We start from the raw sequence: 16,496 nt of genomic DNA, 5'->3' as shown, positions 1-16,496 counted from the left end.
GTAAAAATTGTAATAACAGCTTGATATAGCAATAATTTCAATAAAGCGCATCGGTTTGCCCGCTGGCATGCGGTGTGCAGGTGAGCACCTTAGTGGAGACGAAGTATGGCCTGGAATGAGCCTGGTGGTGGCAACCAGCACGACCCATGGAGTGGTGGTGGCCGACGCGGTGATAAGGATGGTGGTAACCGTGGCGGCAACGATGGGGGCAATCGTGGGGGGAATAATGGGGGCAACAATCAAGGGCCACCCGACCTTGATGAAGCACTTAAAAAGTTTCAAGACAAGCTGAACGGCATGCTCGGCGGTGGCGGCAAAAAAAAGGGCGGCGGTAATAAGCGAGATGGCGGTGGGGGTAAACCACGCAACTCACTCGCATTGCCAGGCCTTTTGGTTGTCGTGGCACTAGCGATATGGGCGGCATCCGGCTTCTATCTTGTCGATCAGTCCGAGCGTGGCGTAGTGCTACGTTTTGGCGAGTATCAGGGCGTTGTTCAGCCTGGCCTGCAGTGGAATCCGCCGCTGATTGACGATGTACGCATGGTTAACGTCACGCGAGTGCGTTCCGTGTCACAAACGCAGTCGATGCTGACGCGCGATGAAAACATCGTGGAAGTGGAAATTTCTGCGCAGTATCAGGTACAGGATCCACGCGACTTCGTACTCAACGTGCGTGATCCTGCGCTGTCTATCGAAAACGCACTCGATTCCGCGCTGCGCCACGTCGTAGGCGGTACGGATATGATTGATATCCTGACTTCTGGGCGTGAAATTCTGGGCAGCTCGGTGGCGAGTCGTCTGCAGTCTTACCTGGACGCTTATGGCGCCGGTGTTCGTTTGCAGACGATCAACATTGAGTCTACGTCTGCGCCAGCGCCCGTTATTGATGCCTTTGACGACGTTATTCGGGCACGTGAAGACCGTCAGCGTACCATCAATGAAGGTATGGCCTACGCCAACGCAATCATTCCGGCCGCACAAGGCCAAGCCCAGCGTGTTGTTGAGCAGGGTCAGGGGTATCGCGAGTCGGTGGTTGCCGAGGCCCAAGGTCAGGCCAACCGCTTTAATGCACTGCTGACCGAGTACCGCAACGCGCCTGAAGTCATGCGTGAGCGCATGTACCTGGACACTATCGAGGCAGTGTTTGGCCAGACGCCTAAAGTTCTAATGGATGTCAGCGAAAACGCCCCGCTTATGTATCTACCGCTTGATCAGATGCGCGGTAGTAGCGAACGCAGTGGTTCATCATCTAGCGGTAGCAATAACAGCAGTAACACGGGTGGCGAAGAGCTGGATCCGCGCGTAATTGAAAGCCTGCGTGGCAGCCAAGGTAGCAGCAGTTCTTCGTCTTCAGGTAGTAGCTCCATCCGCAGGGAGGGCCGGTAAATGATTAATAATCGATCCCTGCTGATCGTAGGCGGTTTGGCAGTTGTGGCGTGGTTGGCAAGCAATAGTCTGTATGTTGTTGATGAAACTCAGCGCGCCGTCAAGCTGCGCTTTGGTGAAGTCATCGAAGAAAACATTCAGGCGGGTTTGCACGTTAAAATCCCGGTTGCCCAAACGGTGCGTAAATTTGATACCCGTTTGCTTACGCTGGATACCGACACAAGCCGCTACCTGACGCTTGAGCAGAAAGCGGTAATTGTTGATTCCTACGTCAAGTGGCAGGTTATCAACCCGACTCGCTATTATGAGGCAACGGCAGGCGATGAAATGATGGCGATTCGCCTCATTCAGCCGCGTGTTGATGAAAGTCTGCGTAACGAGTTTGGCCGGCTAAACCTGCAGGAAATTATCGCTGAGCGCCGCGACGACCTTATGATCGGTCCCACGGAAGAGCTTGATAACTTGATGCGTGAAGAGCTGGGTGTGGCGATACGCGATATCCGAATCAAACGTATCGATCTGCCGGAAGATGTCTCGGCCGCCGTATTTGAGCGTATGCGCTCAGAGCGTGAGCGTGAAGCCCGCGAATGGCGTGCCCAGGGTCAGGAAGAAGCCGAGCGTATTCGTGCTAACGCCGACCGTCGTCGTCAGGTACTTATCGCCCAGGCCAATGAGCGTGCGGAAACCTTGCGCGGTGAGGGTGATGCTGAAGCGGCCGGCATATTCTCTGACGCGTATGGCCAGGATCAGGAGTTTTTCGCTTTCTGGCGTAGCCTGAATGCCTACCGTGAAAGCTTCGCAGGCGATGATAATCTCATGGTGCTTGAGCCGAGCAGCGACTTTTTCCGCTACTTGCGCAGCGCCAACCCTGGCGCAGAAGCGGGTGAGGCAGAGTAAGCCTGTGTGGGGATGAAGTTTGCCAGGCAGCATGATGCTTGGCGGGGTTCATCCCTGCGATAAACGTGGTAGACTTAATTGAACCGGGCGTCGCCCGGTTTTTTTGTGGCCCTCATTTACCGTTAATGCGTTAAATGCGTATTTATCGAGCCCGGGGCTTTCATTGTCTTGCAGGATTGTTCACATGACCATCGCTGACCGCTGGCTGTTGCCCGACGGCATGGATGAGGTGCTTCCGCCTCAGGCAAGCCGCATGGAAGAGCTGCGCCGTGCGCTGCTTGATCTATATCATTGCTGGGGCTATGACCAAGTAATGCCGCCGCCGGTGGAGTTTCTAGACTCCTTACTTACCGGTACGGGTACCGACCTTGATCTGCAAACCTTTAAGCTTACTGACCAGTTAACGGGCCGCATGATGGGCGCCTCGGCAGATGTAACGCCGCAGGTAGCACGTATGGATGCCCATTCGCTCAAGCGTCAAGGGCCGGTACGCTTGTGCTACTGCACCAACGTACTGCGCGCTAAAGCCGATCAGCATCAGGGCGGTCGTAGTCCGGTTCAGGTGGGCGTTGAGCTGTTTGGTCATGCGGGATTAGAGGCCGATAGTGAAATCATTCACTTGGCGCTGGCCAGTCTAAAAGCAGCGGGCGCTGGCGAAATACATCTGGCCCTTGGCCATATTGGTATTTATCGTAGTCTGGTGGAAGCCGCTGCGCTGAATGACCAGCAAGAGAGCGCGCTGTTTGAAGCGCTGGCATTAAAGTCACCTGGCCAGTTGGCACAGCAAGTAGCGGCGAGCGTGAGCGACCCTGCCTTGGCGGATATGTTCATGGCGCTGGGCGAGCTTCATGGTGATGCTGGAATACTGGGTCAAGCGCGCGAACGCTTTGCCGGTGCGCCCGTATCGGTGACCGCTGCGCTTGATCAATTGGATGCTCTTTATCAGGGCATATTAGCCCGCTTTGATGTCTCGCTTTATTTTGACCTTGCGGAGCTGCGCGGCTATCAATACCACACGGGTATGATGTTCGCTGCCTATGTGCCGGGCTACGGCCATGCGCTGGCCAAAGGCGGCCGCTATGATGATACGGGGCGTGCCTTTGGTCGTGCACGCCCAGCCACTGGCTTTTCAATGGATCTCAAGCAGCTGGCATCATTGGCCCTGGCTTCGCCAGGCAAAGGCGCAATTTGGGCGCCCGCCGAAGAGAACGAGTCTCTCAACGCTGCCATTGTTGCACTGCGAGAGCAGGGAGAACGCGTGATTCAAGCGCTGCCTGGGCAGCGTACTGGGCCGGCGGAGCACGACTGTGACCGCCGTCTTGAGTTTATCGATGGCTGTTGGCAGACAACGGCCCTGACACAAGAGACGAGTGCATAATGGGTAAGAATGTCGTAGTCCTGGGCACCCAATGGGGTGATGAAGGTAAAGGCAAAATCGTCGACCTGCTCACTGAGTCAGCGGCGGCGGTAGTGCGTTTCCAGGGTGGCCACAATGCGGGCCATACGCTGGTGATTGACGGTGAAAAAACCGTGCTTCACCTCATTCCGTCGGGCGTTTTGCGCCCGGGCAAAACCTGCGTCATCGGCAACGGGGTGGTGCTGTCTCCCGAAGCGCTGATCAAAGAGATTCGCGAGCTTGAAGACAAAGGTGTACCGGTGCGCGAGCGCCTGCGCCTGTCGCCTGCCTGCCCGCTGATTCTGCCATATCACGTGCGTCTGGATCAGGCGCGTGAAAAAGCCCGCGGCGTTGCTAAGATCGGCACCACTGGGCGTGGTATCGGCCCTGCTTACGAAGACAAGGTAGCGCGCCGCGGCCTGCGCCTGGGCGATATGCTCCACCGCGAGCGTTTCGCTTCCAAGCTGGGTGAAGTGCTGGACTACCATAACTTCGTGCTGGTCAACTACCACGGCGAACCGGCGGTAGACTTCCAGGAAGTACTGGATAGCGCTATGCAGATGGCCGATGAGCTGCGCCCGATGGTGTGCGACACGGTCAGCATGGTCCATGATCTGCGCAAGGCTGGTGAGAACATCCTGTTTGAAGGCGCTCAGGGCTCGCTGCTGGATATCGACCACGGTACCTATCCCTACGTGACCAGCTCCAACACCACGGCTGGCGGTACCGCCACCGGTTCTGGTGTAGGCCCGCTTTACCTGGACTACGTACTGGGTATTACCAAAGCGTACACTACTCGCGTAGGTTCCGGACCGTTCCCCACGGAGCTGTTCGATGACCACGGCCGCCACCTGGCTGAGCGTGGCCACGAGTTTGGTGCGACCACCGGTCGTCCGCGTCGCTGCGGTTGGTTTGATGCCGTCGCGCTACGTCATGCGGTACAGATCAACTCGGTTTCCGGTATCTGCCTGACCAAGCTTGACGTACTCGATGGCCTGGAAAATATTCGCGTCTGCGTAGGTTATCGCAGTAAAGATGGCGAAGTGCTGGACAACCCGGTTGATTCTGAAGGCTACGAAGCTGTCGAGCCGCTTTACCAGGATCTGCCAGGCTGGAAAGAGTCGACGCTGGGCGCCAAGAAGGTGGAAGACCTGCCGGCAAATGCGCGTTCCTACATCAGTTTCCTGGAAGAGCAGGTGGGTACCAGCATCGATATCATCTCGACCGGCCCGGACCGCGTTGAAACGATTGTGCTGCGTAACCCGTTTACCGGCGAATAAGCTATTCGTAATGCAAGGCTGGACCCGTTCCGGCAATCGAAAAGGGGCGCTCAGGCGCCCCTTTTGCATGCTATGTGGTTAAAATTAGCGTTTAAAAATCAATGCCCCGGCGTGCCTGCAAGCCATTATTGAAGGCGTGGCGAATTTCCTGCATTTCCGTCACCGTGTCCGCCATGGTAACAAGCTCGCGGTGTGCGTTACGCCCGGTGATGATCACGGTTTGTTCATGCGGGCGATTTTCAAGCGCTGTCTTGACGGTCGCAATATCCAGGTAGCCGAATTTGAGCATGTAGGTAATTTCATCCAATACCACTAGATAGGTGTCGGGGTCGGCCAGCATGCGCTCGGCCTCTTTCCATACCGCCTGGCAAGCCTGGGTGTCGGCTTCACGGTTTTGTGTCTCCCAGGTAAAGCCTGTGGCCATAACCACCACTTCCAGGTTGGGGTCCGCTTCCAGGCGATTGCGCTCACCGCACTCCCATAAGCCTTTGATAAACTGAATAACACCCACTTTATAGTCATAGCCCAACGCGCGGGTCACCGTGCCCCAGGCCGCGGTCGTTTTGCCCTTACCATTTCCGGTGTTTATCAACAGCAAACCACGCTGCTCGGTTGCGCTGGCGATTTTCTCATCCACGTGGTTTTTAAGCTTTTCCATTGATGCTTTATGACGCGTATCGCGATCTGTCATGGTTACTCCTTCACCCTGCGTGTCGACTAAAGCGCCAAGTAGCGTACGGCATCTCACACGCAATGCGAATAAAAGTGAGTGAAATTTGTACAGTATGTAAGGTTTCACCCCAGACGCATTAAAATTTTTAGCACTAATTGACAACAGGATTGGCCGGTAGGGGGCTAGCTGCTCTAAAATAATGGGTCATGTCTTGTTAGGATAAATGCCATGCCCTCTTTTGATATTGTGTCTGAATTCGATCAGCACGAAGCTCTGAACGCTATCGATCAAGCAAACCGTGAAGTTCAATCGCGCTTTGATTTTAAAGGTGTTGATGCAAGCTTTGCCCTTGAAGGTGAAAAAGTGCAGTTGGAAGCCCAGGTTGATTTTCAACTTAAGCAGATGCTGGATGTACTGCGTGGCCGATTAATCGCCCGGGGCATCGATGCGCGCTGCATGGATGTCAAAGACCCCGAGCTTTCCGGGGTGAAGGCGCGCCAGGAAGTCATTTTAAAGCAGGGGTTGGACGCGGCAGAAGCCAAGGATGTGGTCAAGCGCATCAAGGCCAGCAAGCTTAAAGTACAGGCGCAGATCCAGGGCGAAAAAGTTCGCGTGACGGGTAAAAAACGTGACGACTTACAAAGCGTTATGTCGCTGCTGCGCGGCGAAGAGGGCCCTGAATTGCCGCTTCAGTTTGATAACTTCCGCGATTAAGTCCTATCACGTCTAGGGGCATACGTTGCCCCGGTTATCATCTACTAACAATTATCGTTCATTACAGGAGCCAAGCACTATGTCTGATCCGCAGCCGGTTTATTTAAGCGACTATCAGCCGCCCGCCTACCGCGTTACCCATACCGAGCTGACGTTTGATCTTGACCCTGCCGCCACCCGTGTAAAAGCACGATTATTGATGGAGCGTAACGACGAGGTAAGTGACCAGACGCCATTGGTGCTCAACGGCGAGCATCTGGCGCTGATCTCGTTAGCCATAGACGGCACGCCGCTAACCGACGCCGATTACCAACTGAATGAAAAAAACCTGTGCATCCCCAAGGTGCCGGCATCTTTTAGCCTTGAAAGCGAAGTGGAAATTGCGCCCAGCACCAACACTGCTCTTGAAGGTCTTTATCAGTCGAGTGGTATGTACTGCACTCAATGTGAAGCAGAAGGCTTTCGGCGTATTACCTTCTACCCAGACCGTCCCGATGTTATGGCGACCTTCACCGTTACGGTAATTGGTGATCAAGAAAGCGAGCCCGTTTTGTTGGCCAATGGTAATCCCGTGGACAGCGGTAAGCTTGAGAATGGCCGTCATTTTGCAACCTGGGAAGACCCGCACCCCAAACCGTGTTACCTGTTTGCACTTGTTGCAGGCAATTTACACAAGGTCGAGGATCGCTTTTCGACCATGAGCGGGCGTAACGTTACGCTGCAAATCTGGGTCGAAAAAGACAATCTGGATAAAACCGAACACGCCATGGCCTCGCTCAAGCGTTCAATGGCGTGGGATGAGCAGACCTATGGCCGTGAATACGACCTTGATCTGTTTATGATCGTGGCGGTCAGCGATTTCAATATGGGCGCGATGGAGAATAAAGGGCTTAATATCTTTAACTCCGCTGCTGTGTTGACGCACCCGCATACCGCCACCGATGCAACCTTCCAAAATGTTGAAGGCATTGTGGCGCATGAATATTTTCATAACTGGTCGGGCAATCGCGTTACCTGCCGAGACTGGTTCCAGCTGTCATTGAAAGAGGGATTCACCGTCTTTCGTGATCAGTGTTTTTCCGCCGATACCAATTCAGCGCCGGTAAAGCGGATTCAGGACGTATCGTTTTTCCGTACGGCGCAGTTTGCCGAGGATGCGGGTCCTACAGCGCATCCAGTTCGCCCGGATCATTTTATTGAAATCACCAATTTTTACACCCTGACGATTTACGAAAAGGGTGCTGAAGTTGTCCGCATGCTATGCAATCTGGTGGGGTGGGACAATTTCCGGCGTGGCGCCGATCAATACTTTGAGCGCTTTGACGGCCAGGCCGTCACCATCGAAGACTTCGTGGGCTGCATGGCGGATACCTCCGGTGAAGATCTAAGCCAGTTTATGCGTTGGTATGCTCAGGCGGGCACTCCAGAAATCGATGCCCACGGCGAATATGACTATGTGAAGAGCGAGTATCATTTAACGCTTCGCCAGCGTACCCCGGCGACACCTGGGCAAACCACCAAACAGCCGCTGCATATTCCGGTACGTATGGGGCTGGTGGGTACCAAGTCTGGCCAGGATTTGGCGCTTACTTTAGAAGGCGAGACGCTGGGTAAAGACGCCGTCATTAATCTGCGTGATAACGAGCAGACTTTTGTGTTTACCGAGGTCGCCGAGGCGCCTGTGCCCTCGCTGCTGCGTGATTTTTCCGCCCCTGTAAAGCTGCATTTCCCCTATTCGCGTGAAGAGCTGGCGTTTCTGCTCACCCATGACAGCGACGGCTTCAACCGATGGGATGCGGGGCAGCGCTTGGCTATGTTGGCGTTGGATGACTTGATTGCCGCGCACCGTAATGGCGTTGAAAAAGTCATGGATGCCCGCGTTATCGAAGCGTTTAGAATACTTCTGACAGGGCCGGTTTCCGATAAAGCGGTACTCGCAGAAATGCTCACGCTGCCATCTGAGGCCTATATTGCCGAGCAACAGCCCATCGTGGATGTCGATGCGATTCACGCTGCTCGGGAATTTGTACGCCAGTCGTTGGCGTTGGCGCTTCGCGATGAGTTTGCTGCTACGTTTGAAGCCAATCGCTCAGATGAGCCTTATGCGCCGACTCCTGAACAAATTGCCCAGCGTAGTCTCAAAAACATAGCGCTTAGCTATTTGATGTCGATTGAAGAAGAGCAGGCTATCGCATTTTGTCAGGCGCAGTTTGCGGCTGATCATAATATGACCGATGTGCGTCATGCGTTAACTCTGCTTGTACACAGCGATCGCGACGATTTATCCTCGCCCGCTTTAAAAGCCTTTGGCGAAAAGTGGGCGCATGATCCGTTGGTGATGGATCAGTGGTTTACGATCCAGGTGACGCGGCCCCAGAGCGATGTGCTGGAGCGCGTACAGTTCTTGATGCAGCATCCGGCGTTTTCCATCAAGAACCCCAATAAAGTGCGTGCGCTGATCGGGGCTTTTGCGCAAAATCGAGTCAACTTCCACCGTTTGGATGGGCAAGGGTACGCATTACTTGCCGATGTGGTTATTGAGCTCAATCGCTTGAACCCTGAAATAGCGGCGCGGCTTATTACCCCATTAACGCGCTGGCAGCGGTTTGATGAAACGCGCCAGTCGTTAATGCGTACTCAGCTTGAGCGTATCAAGCAAGAGCCACTATCTTCTAATGTGTACGAGGTAGTCGAAAAAGCGCTGGCATAAACCTTACCAGCGACTCAACCATGAAAGGGAATACATTGGTGAAAGACTTACAGCAGCGTTTTTTACTTATTGTAAATGGTAAGTCAGCCGGGAACCCGGCATTGCGTGAAGCCGTTGAAGAGCAGCGGGAGGCAGGGATGCCGATTACCGTTCGCTCTACCTGGGAGGGCGGCGATGCAGCCCTTTTTGCCGAGCAGGCCGCCGACATGGGTATCACCCATGTTATTGCCTGTGGTGGCGATGGTACTGTCAATGAAGTGGTGAACGGGCTGATGCGCGTTCCTCATGACAAGCGGCCTGCACTGGGGATCGTTCCGTTAGGCAGTGCCAACGACTTTGCAACCTCCACGGGTCTTCCTTTAGAGCCTGGCCCTGCCTTGGCGGCGGCCAGAAATTTAACGTCCTATCCGATCGATATTGTTCGGGTAACGGCTGCAGCGAATGACAAAAGTGTCACCCAGTATTACGTCAATATGACGACCGGCGGGTTTGGTGCGGAGATAACGTCGACGACGCCGAAAACGCTCAAGCGTATGCTGGGCGGGGGCGCCTACTCTTTAATGGGAGCGCTTAAAGCCTGGCGGCATCGCAGCTACTGCGGAACCTTGCACTGGGGTGACAAAGAGCAGGATGCTTCGCTGCTTTTATTGGCCCTGGGTAACGGCCGGCAATCAGGCGGTGGGCAAGTGCTTGCCCCGCGTGCCAAGCTTGATGATGGTCGTTTGGACGTACTGCTGGTGAAAGACTTCAGCTCCGTGACAGAGCTACCGACGCTGATTAACGAACTACAGAACTTTCCGGCTGAAGGTGAGTACGTGCGTTATTTTACAACTAGCCAGTTTACCGTCACTACGCGACGTGAGGATCCTGCCTGGCCGTTAACACTGGATGGCGAGGCGTGCCACTACGATCGTTTTTGCGCTGAGGTAGTCCCCTTGGCTCTGCGCGTATTATTGCCTGAGGACTGCCCGCTATTATCGGCAAACGATCGACACTGATTCGGCACTGATCTTGCCGCCCTTTAAAAGTTTTTAAGGAGAGGGATTTAATGACAAATCGTTTATGGCTGCCTGCGCTTGCCGCATTAGCACTGTTACTTAGCGCATGTGGCGATTCTCAAGAAGAGTCCAGCGTGACGCTTGATGAGCCCTCGTCGGTTTCTGATGACGAGGTCGTGCAAGAGGAAGAGGCGCCTGCAGCAGCTGAGAATGCCGCCGAGATGCCAAGCCCTGATGAGGTAGAAGATGATATTGAGTCTCGTCAGGCTGCAGAGGAGCTTGAGCGAGCCGAAGCGCTTCGCAGCGATACCCAAGAAGACCCCGTTAGCGCTGATGAGTCCCTGCAAGAAGTAGAGGCAAATGAGGATACGTTGGCAGCCGACCCCGATGATGTATTGGAAGAGGGCGGCGCGATGCCTGGGGAAGCGACCCGTTCCGATGTGGATCAGATGATTGAGGAGACCGAGCAGCGTTTCGAGGAAGCTCAGCGTCGATTGAACGAGCAGTTTGAAGAAGTAGAGCAGCAGGCGGTTGAGCCGGATGCTTTTGATGAAGATACGTTCTCAACCGATTGGGAAGTGGAAAGCAGCCTGCCGGAAAACCCACGGCTGGAAGATAACCTGGAAGCGACCGATGTTGACGCCCTGATTGAAGACACTGAGCGGCGTTTTGAGGAAGCTCAGAAACGTCTTGAAGAGCAGTTCAAAGAAATTGAACGTGAACATGATGATAGTCGTAGCCGAGGCGCTATTCTGAGTGAAGACGCAGACGCAGACGCAGACGCAGACGCAGACGCAGACGCAGACGCAGACGCAGACGCAGACGCAGACGCAGACGCAACAGAAACAGAAACGACTAATCAGACTAATTAGTCAGTAGGTAAGCACGTACAAAAAGGCCCGCCTAGGCGGGCCTTGCTACATTCGGCTGCTTTTAGGCAAGGCGAATGTTAGACGCCTGAAGGCCTTTTTTACCCTGAGTTACCTCAAAGCTGACTTTCTGACCATCCTGCAGGGTCTTGAAGCCTTCAGCCTGAATTTCTGAGAAGTGGGCAAAAAGGTCGTCGCTGCCATCATCAGGAGAGATGAAGCCATAACCTTTTGTATCGTTGAACCACTTGACTGTACCAGTTGCCATTGTCGTTTCCTTAACGTGCTTATAATTAGACGGATAGAAATGCTGTCTGCCCGCCAAAATCAATGTAGATGCAAAAAAACGGGTCGTCCAGTGACGATCTAACGTTTCTTTATTCCTTATCGAGTGCGCCTGTATGTCGCCAGTAAGCCTGTTGGATTCGCAGTTTGTGCCTTTTTTGATTGCTATTACGCTGCTATCAATTACCCCTGGAGTGGACACCTTGCTTGTCATCCGCAATACCGCACGGGGAGGAATTCGCGACGGCGTGGCCACGAGTATTGCGATCTGCTGTGGGCTATTTGTCCACGCGACGATTTCGGCGCTGGGCATTTCTCTGATTCTGCTGCAATCGGCCTGGGCGTTTCATGTGCTGAAGCTTGCGGGGGCGGGCTATCTGGTATGGCTGGGTATCACAAGCCTCATGGCCGCTCGACGCGGGCAGCCCTTGCCGGTTAAGGGCGCCATGGGGGCCGCAGCGTCTGTTTCGCCCTGGCAGCCGATTAAAGAGGGCGTGCTCTCCAATGTGCTTAACCCCAAAACCGTCATTTTCTATATGGCTTTTTTGCCGCAGTTTATCGCTCCAGGCGACCCGGCACTAATCAAATCGCTGTGGTTGGCAGGTGTGCACTTTGTGATTGCCAATATCTGGCAAATTGGCGTGGTGTTTATGGTGGGAGGTGCCAGCCGATGGCTTGCCAGTGTGCGCTTTGCACAGACGCTAAATGCCGCCACGGGGGCCGTGCTGATTGCGTTTGGGGTGCGCCTGGCGCTGGAGCAGCGCCCGGTCTAGCCGGGCGCTTCAAGCCATGTACTTTTAAACCCTGTATTTTCAAACCATGTGCTTTCAATTCTTGTGCTTTCAATCGATGTGCTAGCGGCGGGCTAGCAGTGCTCGGTCGTAACGTACCTGCTGTTCGTTTTCATTGAGTAGTGTAACGCCTTCGCTGTTGCCGCCATTGGCCAGGCTTTCAAAAATCACCCGGTAGCTGAGCACTGCCTGCACATAGTCACGCGTTTCCCGGAAAGGAATGCTGTCGACAAATAAATCAAACGATTCCATGCCGTTGCCCAGCCACTGGTCCACGCGCCCTGGGCCCGCGTTATAAGCGGCGGCAGCGGCTAATCGGTTGCCTTGGTAGCGGTTCAGCTTATCGCGCAGGTAGGTGCTGCCTAAGCGAATATTAAGCTCTGGATCCAGAACGCCGTACGGGCCAGGGTCATTGATACCCAGCTGGCGGCTTACCAGGCTTGCGGTACCCGGCATGAGCTGCATTAGGCCGCGTGCGCCAGCGGGGGACAAGGCCTCAGGGTTGTATGCGCTTTCCCGACGGGTAATCGCCATCAGCAGGTAAGGGTCAACGCCGGTTTGGCGGCCCCAGTGTAAAAAGCTATCCCGATAAGCCTCAGGGAAGCGCCAATCAAGGGCGTCCCACATGCCGCCTGCAATAGTGGTCTGCACCAAGCGCGCATGCCACTGTTGATGTGCGGCATAATCAGCCAGTGCGCGCGCCTGCTGAGGAGAGCCGTTTTGCACTGCAAACAACCACTCGCTATTAGCCAAGCCATCTTCACCAATACGCAGTAAGGCTTCGGTGCGCTGTACTACGGGAAGCCGTGCGGTATGCTCGCGCGAGGCTTCGTCGAAATGATTGCGTTCAAGATTCAACTGGTAAGGCTGGCCGAGTTTTTCGGCCGCTGCAAAGCCAAAAAAGCTTCGATCGGTGGCGGCCTGGCGGTAGCGGGCCATCGCCGCGTCCTGATTGCCCAGCTGCTCATTGGCACGCGCCAGCCAGTACTGCCAGCGGCTATTTTCCTGCTGGCTTGCCGGCATTTCGGCTATCCAGTGCAGTACGTCCTGCCACTGGCGTGCGGCCAGGGCGCGACGCACACGAAGTTCCAGAACGCGCTCGCTTTCCAGGGAGGGGAGCACGCTATCCACCCAGCCTAAGGTGCCGGGCACTTCGCGCACCAGAGCATAAAACGCAAGCTCTTCTTCAATGACCTGCTGGTCGCTGGGAAGCAGGTTCAACCCCTGGGCCATGGTTTGCCAGGCGTTGAGCGCTGCGGGCGTATCGTCCCGAGTAAAGCGCTGCATGGCGGCTTTGTAAAAACTCGCCGTGGCCGCACACTCAGGGCCCAGGCAGGCGGGCGCCGATGCGACGGCTCGAATGTTGGCATCAACGTTATCGGCGGTGTCGATAGCGGTTTGCCATTGGCTATTAAGCTGCCCGTTTAAATAGGCTGACAAGCGGCCTTCACCAGACTGCCAGGCAAGCATTTTACGTTCCCAGATAGCCGTTGAATCAATAGTGCCGTTGGCACGCAGGCGATTAAACAGCGGGTCGCACGCATCGGGTTGCGATTTGCCTTCAAGCCATAGCGCAAGCCCTGCGGTGGCTGCCTGTTGCGGCTGAGAATCCAGCAGGGCCGTATAGTAGTAGCACTGACGAGCTGTGCCCGCGGGCTCACCATCGGCAACGCTCATCAGGTCACTATAGCGCCCGGCATTCCCGTACTTCGCAATAGCCTGACCGCGCAGCCACTCAGAAAGCGGCGAGTCGTTATGCTGGTCGATAAAGCCTTGCACCTGAGCGGGCGAGACGTTGGGTAGCCGATTGCGCAGCCGGTGATACTCGACATAGCCATTCAGGATATGGCCTTCAATGGCGCGCTCATCGACGCGGCTCCATTGCTCTTGCCGAGCCGCTTCCAGCGCATCGCGCATCGCGCTGTCGGATGCGGCCCAGGACGCCGTGGGTATGCCCACCAGTAGAGCCGCGCAAAGGGTGCGAAAAGGGGATTTGAATGACGATGCCTGCATGACACTCTCTCTTGATCGCTAACGGGTTAACAGCCGCTATAGTGAACTAAATGGATAAAAATTGTTCAGACAATCGTGACACTTGGAGGATTCAATTACGATGGCCCGATTATCCACTTGGTGGTGATTTCGTCGACTTAAGTCCCGAGTTTGGGCGGTAAAGCGTATTGGGCGAGCCTTAAAGCTGTTTATTCCCATGACGCGTGATGTGGTCAGTGGCCGCTTTCGTCCCATCCCCTGGTCTGCGTTTGGTATGATGGCGCTCGCGCTTGCCTATCTTGCAATGCCGTTCGATTTAATCCCAGATTTTCTCGTATTCATAGGCCTGGTTGACGATGTCTTGATTGTCGGCTGGCTGCTTAATCGTATCGATCAACGCTTGGCGGATTACCGTGCCTGGAAAGACGGTGATATCGATATTGCGACTTCTCAACACTCACCTTCTTGAAATCGCTCTGCTTATCCCCATATTCACTTCACAGATTTTTCGTTCCTGTCTCACGGCAGGCAGGAACACTAAACAAACGTGATTGATGAGGGCTAAGCGCATGACAACGGCGACTCACGAAGAGACGTTAGGCTTCCAGACGGAAGTTAAGCAACTTCTCAACCTGATGATTCACTCCCTGTATTCAAACCGGGAGATTTTCTTACGCGAGCTTATCTCTAACGCCGCGGATGCCTGCGATAAATTACGCTACGCCGCGCTGGATAACGATGCGCTGTACGAAGGCGATAGCGAGCTGCGCATTGAAATCGAGCATGATCGCGAAGCCAATACCGTGACGCTGCGTGATAACGGCATTGGCATGAACCGCGAAGACGTCATCGCTAACCTGGGTACGATTGCGCGCTCCGGCACGGCGGAGTTTCTCAAGCAGATGTCCGGCGAGCAACAAAAAGATGCCAAGCTTATCGGACAGTTTGGTGTTGGCTTCTACTCAGGCTTCATCGTCGCTGATGAAGTCGCCGTGCGTACCCGTAAAGCTGGTACCGACGCATCAGAAGGCGTTGAGTGGCGCTCCAAGGGTGAAGGCGAATTCACCGTTGCCGATATTGAGCGTGAAGTTCACGGCACCGAAATTATTCTTCACCTGAAAGACGACGCCAAAGAGTTTGCCGACGACTATCGTTTGCAAAGCCTGGTGCGCAAGTACTCTGATCATATTGAAGTGCCGGTGCGCATGCCCAAGACTGAAACTGCCAAAGACGATGAAGGCAACGACATCGAAGGCAGCGAAGTGACCACCTGGGAAACCGTTAACGAAGCCACCGCACTCTGGGCGCGCCCCAAGAGCGAGGTTTCTGATGACGAGTACAAGGCATTTTACAAGCACGTTGCCCACGACTTTAGCGACCCGCTTACCTGGAGCCATAACAAGGTAGAAGGCAAGCTTGAGTACACCAGCCTACTGTACGTGCCGGGCCGTGCGCCGTTTGATATGTACGAGCGTGATGGCGCCCGTGGCGTCAAGCTTTATGTCCAGCGCGTGTTTATCATGGACGACGCTGAACAGTTCCTGCCGCTTTACCTGCGCTTTATCAAAGGCGTGCTGGATACGCGCGACCTGTCGCTCAACGTCTCTCGCGAGCTTCTCCAGCAGGATCCCAAGGTCGACAAGATCAAAGGGGCGCTTACCAAACGTGCGCTGGATATGCTTAAAAAACTGTCTAAGGAGAGCGAGCAGTATCAGACGTTCTGGAACACGTTTGGTAGCGTGTTGAAAGAAGGCCCGGGTGAAGACGCCGCCAACCGCGAGAAAGTCGCCGGCCTGCTGCGCTTTGCGTCCACCCATACCGATACGTCGGCCCAGGAGCAATCGCTCGCTGACTACGTCGAGCGGATGAAAGAAGGCCAGAAGAAGATTTACTACGTGGTGGCGGATAGCTTCAATGCTGCGAAGAACAGCCCGCACCTGGAAATCTTCCGTAAGAAAGGCATCGAAGTACTGCTGCTGTCTGACCGTATTGATGAGTGGCTGATGAGCCACCTGACCGAGTTTGACGGTAAATCCTTTGCAGATGTGGCCAAAGGCGAGCTGGATCTTGGCGACGTGGAAGATGAAGCCGAGAAAAAAGCGCAGGAAGAGACCGCCAAGGCCAAGGAAGACCTGGTCAAACGGGTAAAAGAAGCGCTGAGCGACGGTGTGCAGGAAGTCAAAGTCACGCACCGTTTAACCGACTCGCCTGCCTGTGTGGTACTGCCTGAGCATGAGATGGGTTACCAAATGCGTCGCATCATGGAAGCCGCTGGGCAGCCGCTGCCTGAAGTGAAGCCCATCTTGGAGCTTAACCCGGAGCACCCGCTGGTCGCCCGCCTTGAAAGCTCGGAAGGTGATCTGTTTGGTCAGCTGGCGCATATTCTGCTGGATCAGGCGATTATTGCCGAAGGCGGTCATTTAGATGACCCTGCCGCTTACGTTAAGCGCCTGAACAGCGTATTGACTGCTTAACACGACGCGTTTGGAAAATAACGGCCCGTTT

At 54.8% G+C, this 16,496-nt stretch carries 14 protein-coding genes; 11 read left to right on the top strand and 3 right to left on the bottom strand.

The features are described from left to right. Window positions 1-105 precede the first annotated feature (105 nt). The 4 genes from hflK to ACT3XD_RS00790 all read left to right on the top strand — a co-directional run bounded on the left by hflK (window position 106) and on the right by ACT3XD_RS00790 (window position 4,959). Entirely contained in the window at window positions 106-1,386 is a 1,281-nt protein-coding gene (gene hflK, locus ACT3XD_RS00805) for an FtsH protease activity modulator HflK (RefSeq protein ID WP_192537113.1), read from the top strand. Further along, window positions 1,387-2,283: a protease modulator HflC gene (gene hflC / locus ACT3XD_RS00800; protein ID WP_192537114.1), complete on the top strand. Its 897-nt coding sequence runs from the start codon at window positions 1,387-1,389 to the stop codon at window positions 2,281-2,283. A 184-nt stretch (window positions 2,284-2,467) separates the two neighbouring features. Next, window positions 2,468-3,661: an ATP phosphoribosyltransferase regulatory subunit gene (locus ACT3XD_RS00795; RefSeq protein ID WP_192537115.1), complete on the top strand. Its 1,194-nt coding sequence runs from the start codon at window positions 2,468-2,470 to the stop codon at window positions 3,659-3,661. After that, window positions 3,661-4,959, top strand: a complete 1,299-nt coding sequence (locus tag ACT3XD_RS00790) for an adenylosuccinate synthase (protein WP_192537116.1) — start codon at window positions 3,661-3,663, stop codon at window positions 4,957-4,959. Before ACT3XD_RS00795 ends, ACT3XD_RS00790 begins: the two co-directional genes overlap by 1 nt. Before the next feature lie 91 nt (window positions 4,960-5,050). On the opposite strand, the gene cobO is transcribed toward ACT3XD_RS00790, so the two are convergent. Beyond that, window positions 5,051-5,650, bottom strand: coding sequence for a cob(I)yrinic acid a,c-diamide adenosyltransferase (cobO, locus tag ACT3XD_RS00785; RefSeq protein WP_192537117.1), 600 nt, complete (start codon window positions 5,648-5,650; stop codon window positions 5,051-5,053). A gap of 210 nt (window positions 5,651-5,860) precedes the next feature. Between cobO and ACT3XD_RS00780 the strand changes: the two genes are divergently transcribed. From ACT3XD_RS00780 to ACT3XD_RS00765, 4 genes are all read left to right on the top strand, one after another. After that, a complete protein-coding gene (locus ACT3XD_RS00780) occupies window positions 5,861-6,346 on the top strand; it encodes a YajQ family cyclic di-GMP-binding protein (protein WP_192537119.1) in 486 nt (161 codons plus the stop codon). Between the two features lie 79 nt (window positions 6,347-6,425). After that, complete coding sequence (gene pepN / locus ACT3XD_RS00775; RefSeq protein WP_192537120.1) at window positions 6,426-9,056, top strand: aminopeptidase N; 2,631 nt, start codon at window positions 6,426-6,428, stop codon at window positions 9,054-9,056. A gap of 38 nt (window positions 9,057-9,094) precedes the next feature. Further along, a complete protein-coding gene (gene yegS, locus ACT3XD_RS00770; RefSeq protein ID WP_192537126.1) occupies window positions 9,095-10,054 on the top strand; it encodes a lipid kinase YegS in 960 nt (319 codons plus the stop codon). A 50-nt stretch (window positions 10,055-10,104) separates the two neighbouring features. After that, on the top strand, window positions 10,105-10,926 hold the full coding sequence (locus ACT3XD_RS00765; RefSeq protein WP_444280536.1) for a hypothetical protein: 822 nt from the start codon (window positions 10,105-10,107) through the stop codon (window positions 10,924-10,926). A gap of 61 nt (window positions 10,927-10,987) precedes the next feature. Here ACT3XD_RS00765 and ACT3XD_RS00760 read toward each other — a convergent pair whose 3' ends face one another. Beyond that, window positions 10,988-11,191, bottom strand: coding sequence for a cold-shock protein (locus ACT3XD_RS00760; protein ID WP_018915713.1), 204 nt, complete (start codon window positions 11,189-11,191; stop codon window positions 10,988-10,990). Window positions 11,192-11,324: 133 nt separating this feature from the next. On the opposite strand from ACT3XD_RS00760, the gene ACT3XD_RS00755 reads away from it, so the two are divergent. Further along, entirely contained in the window at window positions 11,325-11,981 is a 657-nt protein-coding gene (locus ACT3XD_RS00755) for a LysE family translocator (protein ID WP_192537138.1), read from the top strand. 81 nt (window positions 11,982-12,062) lie between these two features. Here the strand turns inward: ACT3XD_RS00755 and ACT3XD_RS00750 are convergent, their stop codons facing one another. After that, the gene (locus ACT3XD_RS00750; RefSeq protein ID WP_192537140.1) at window positions 12,063-14,012 is read right to left on the bottom strand and encodes a transglycosylase SLT domain-containing protein; all 1,950 of its coding nucleotides are present in this window, start codon (window positions 14,010-14,012) and stop codon (window positions 12,063-12,065) included. A 196-nt stretch (window positions 14,013-14,208) separates the two neighbouring features. Between ACT3XD_RS00750 and ACT3XD_RS00745 the strand changes: the two genes are divergently transcribed. Next, a complete protein-coding gene (locus ACT3XD_RS00745; RefSeq protein WP_018915716.1) occupies window positions 14,209-14,460 on the top strand; it encodes a YkvA family protein in 252 nt (83 codons plus the stop codon). Between the two features lie 100 nt (window positions 14,461-14,560). Next, window positions 14,561-16,465 carry a molecular chaperone HtpG gene (gene htpG / locus ACT3XD_RS00740; RefSeq protein ID WP_192537142.1) on the top strand — a complete coding sequence of 635 codons (1,905 nt, stop codon included), beginning with the start codon at window positions 14,561-14,563 and terminating at the stop codon, window positions 16,463-16,465. The last annotated feature ends 31 nt before the right edge of the window (window positions 16,466-16,496 follow it).

This window comes from Halomonas sp. AOP7-B1-5, assembly GCF_052353045.1.
GTDB lineage: Bacteria > Pseudomonadota > Gammaproteobacteria > Pseudomonadales > Halomonadaceae > Vreelandella > Vreelandella colorata.
The sequence above is the reverse complement of the archived record's forward strand: the minus strand, read 5'-3'. Positions and strand labels throughout refer to the sequence as shown.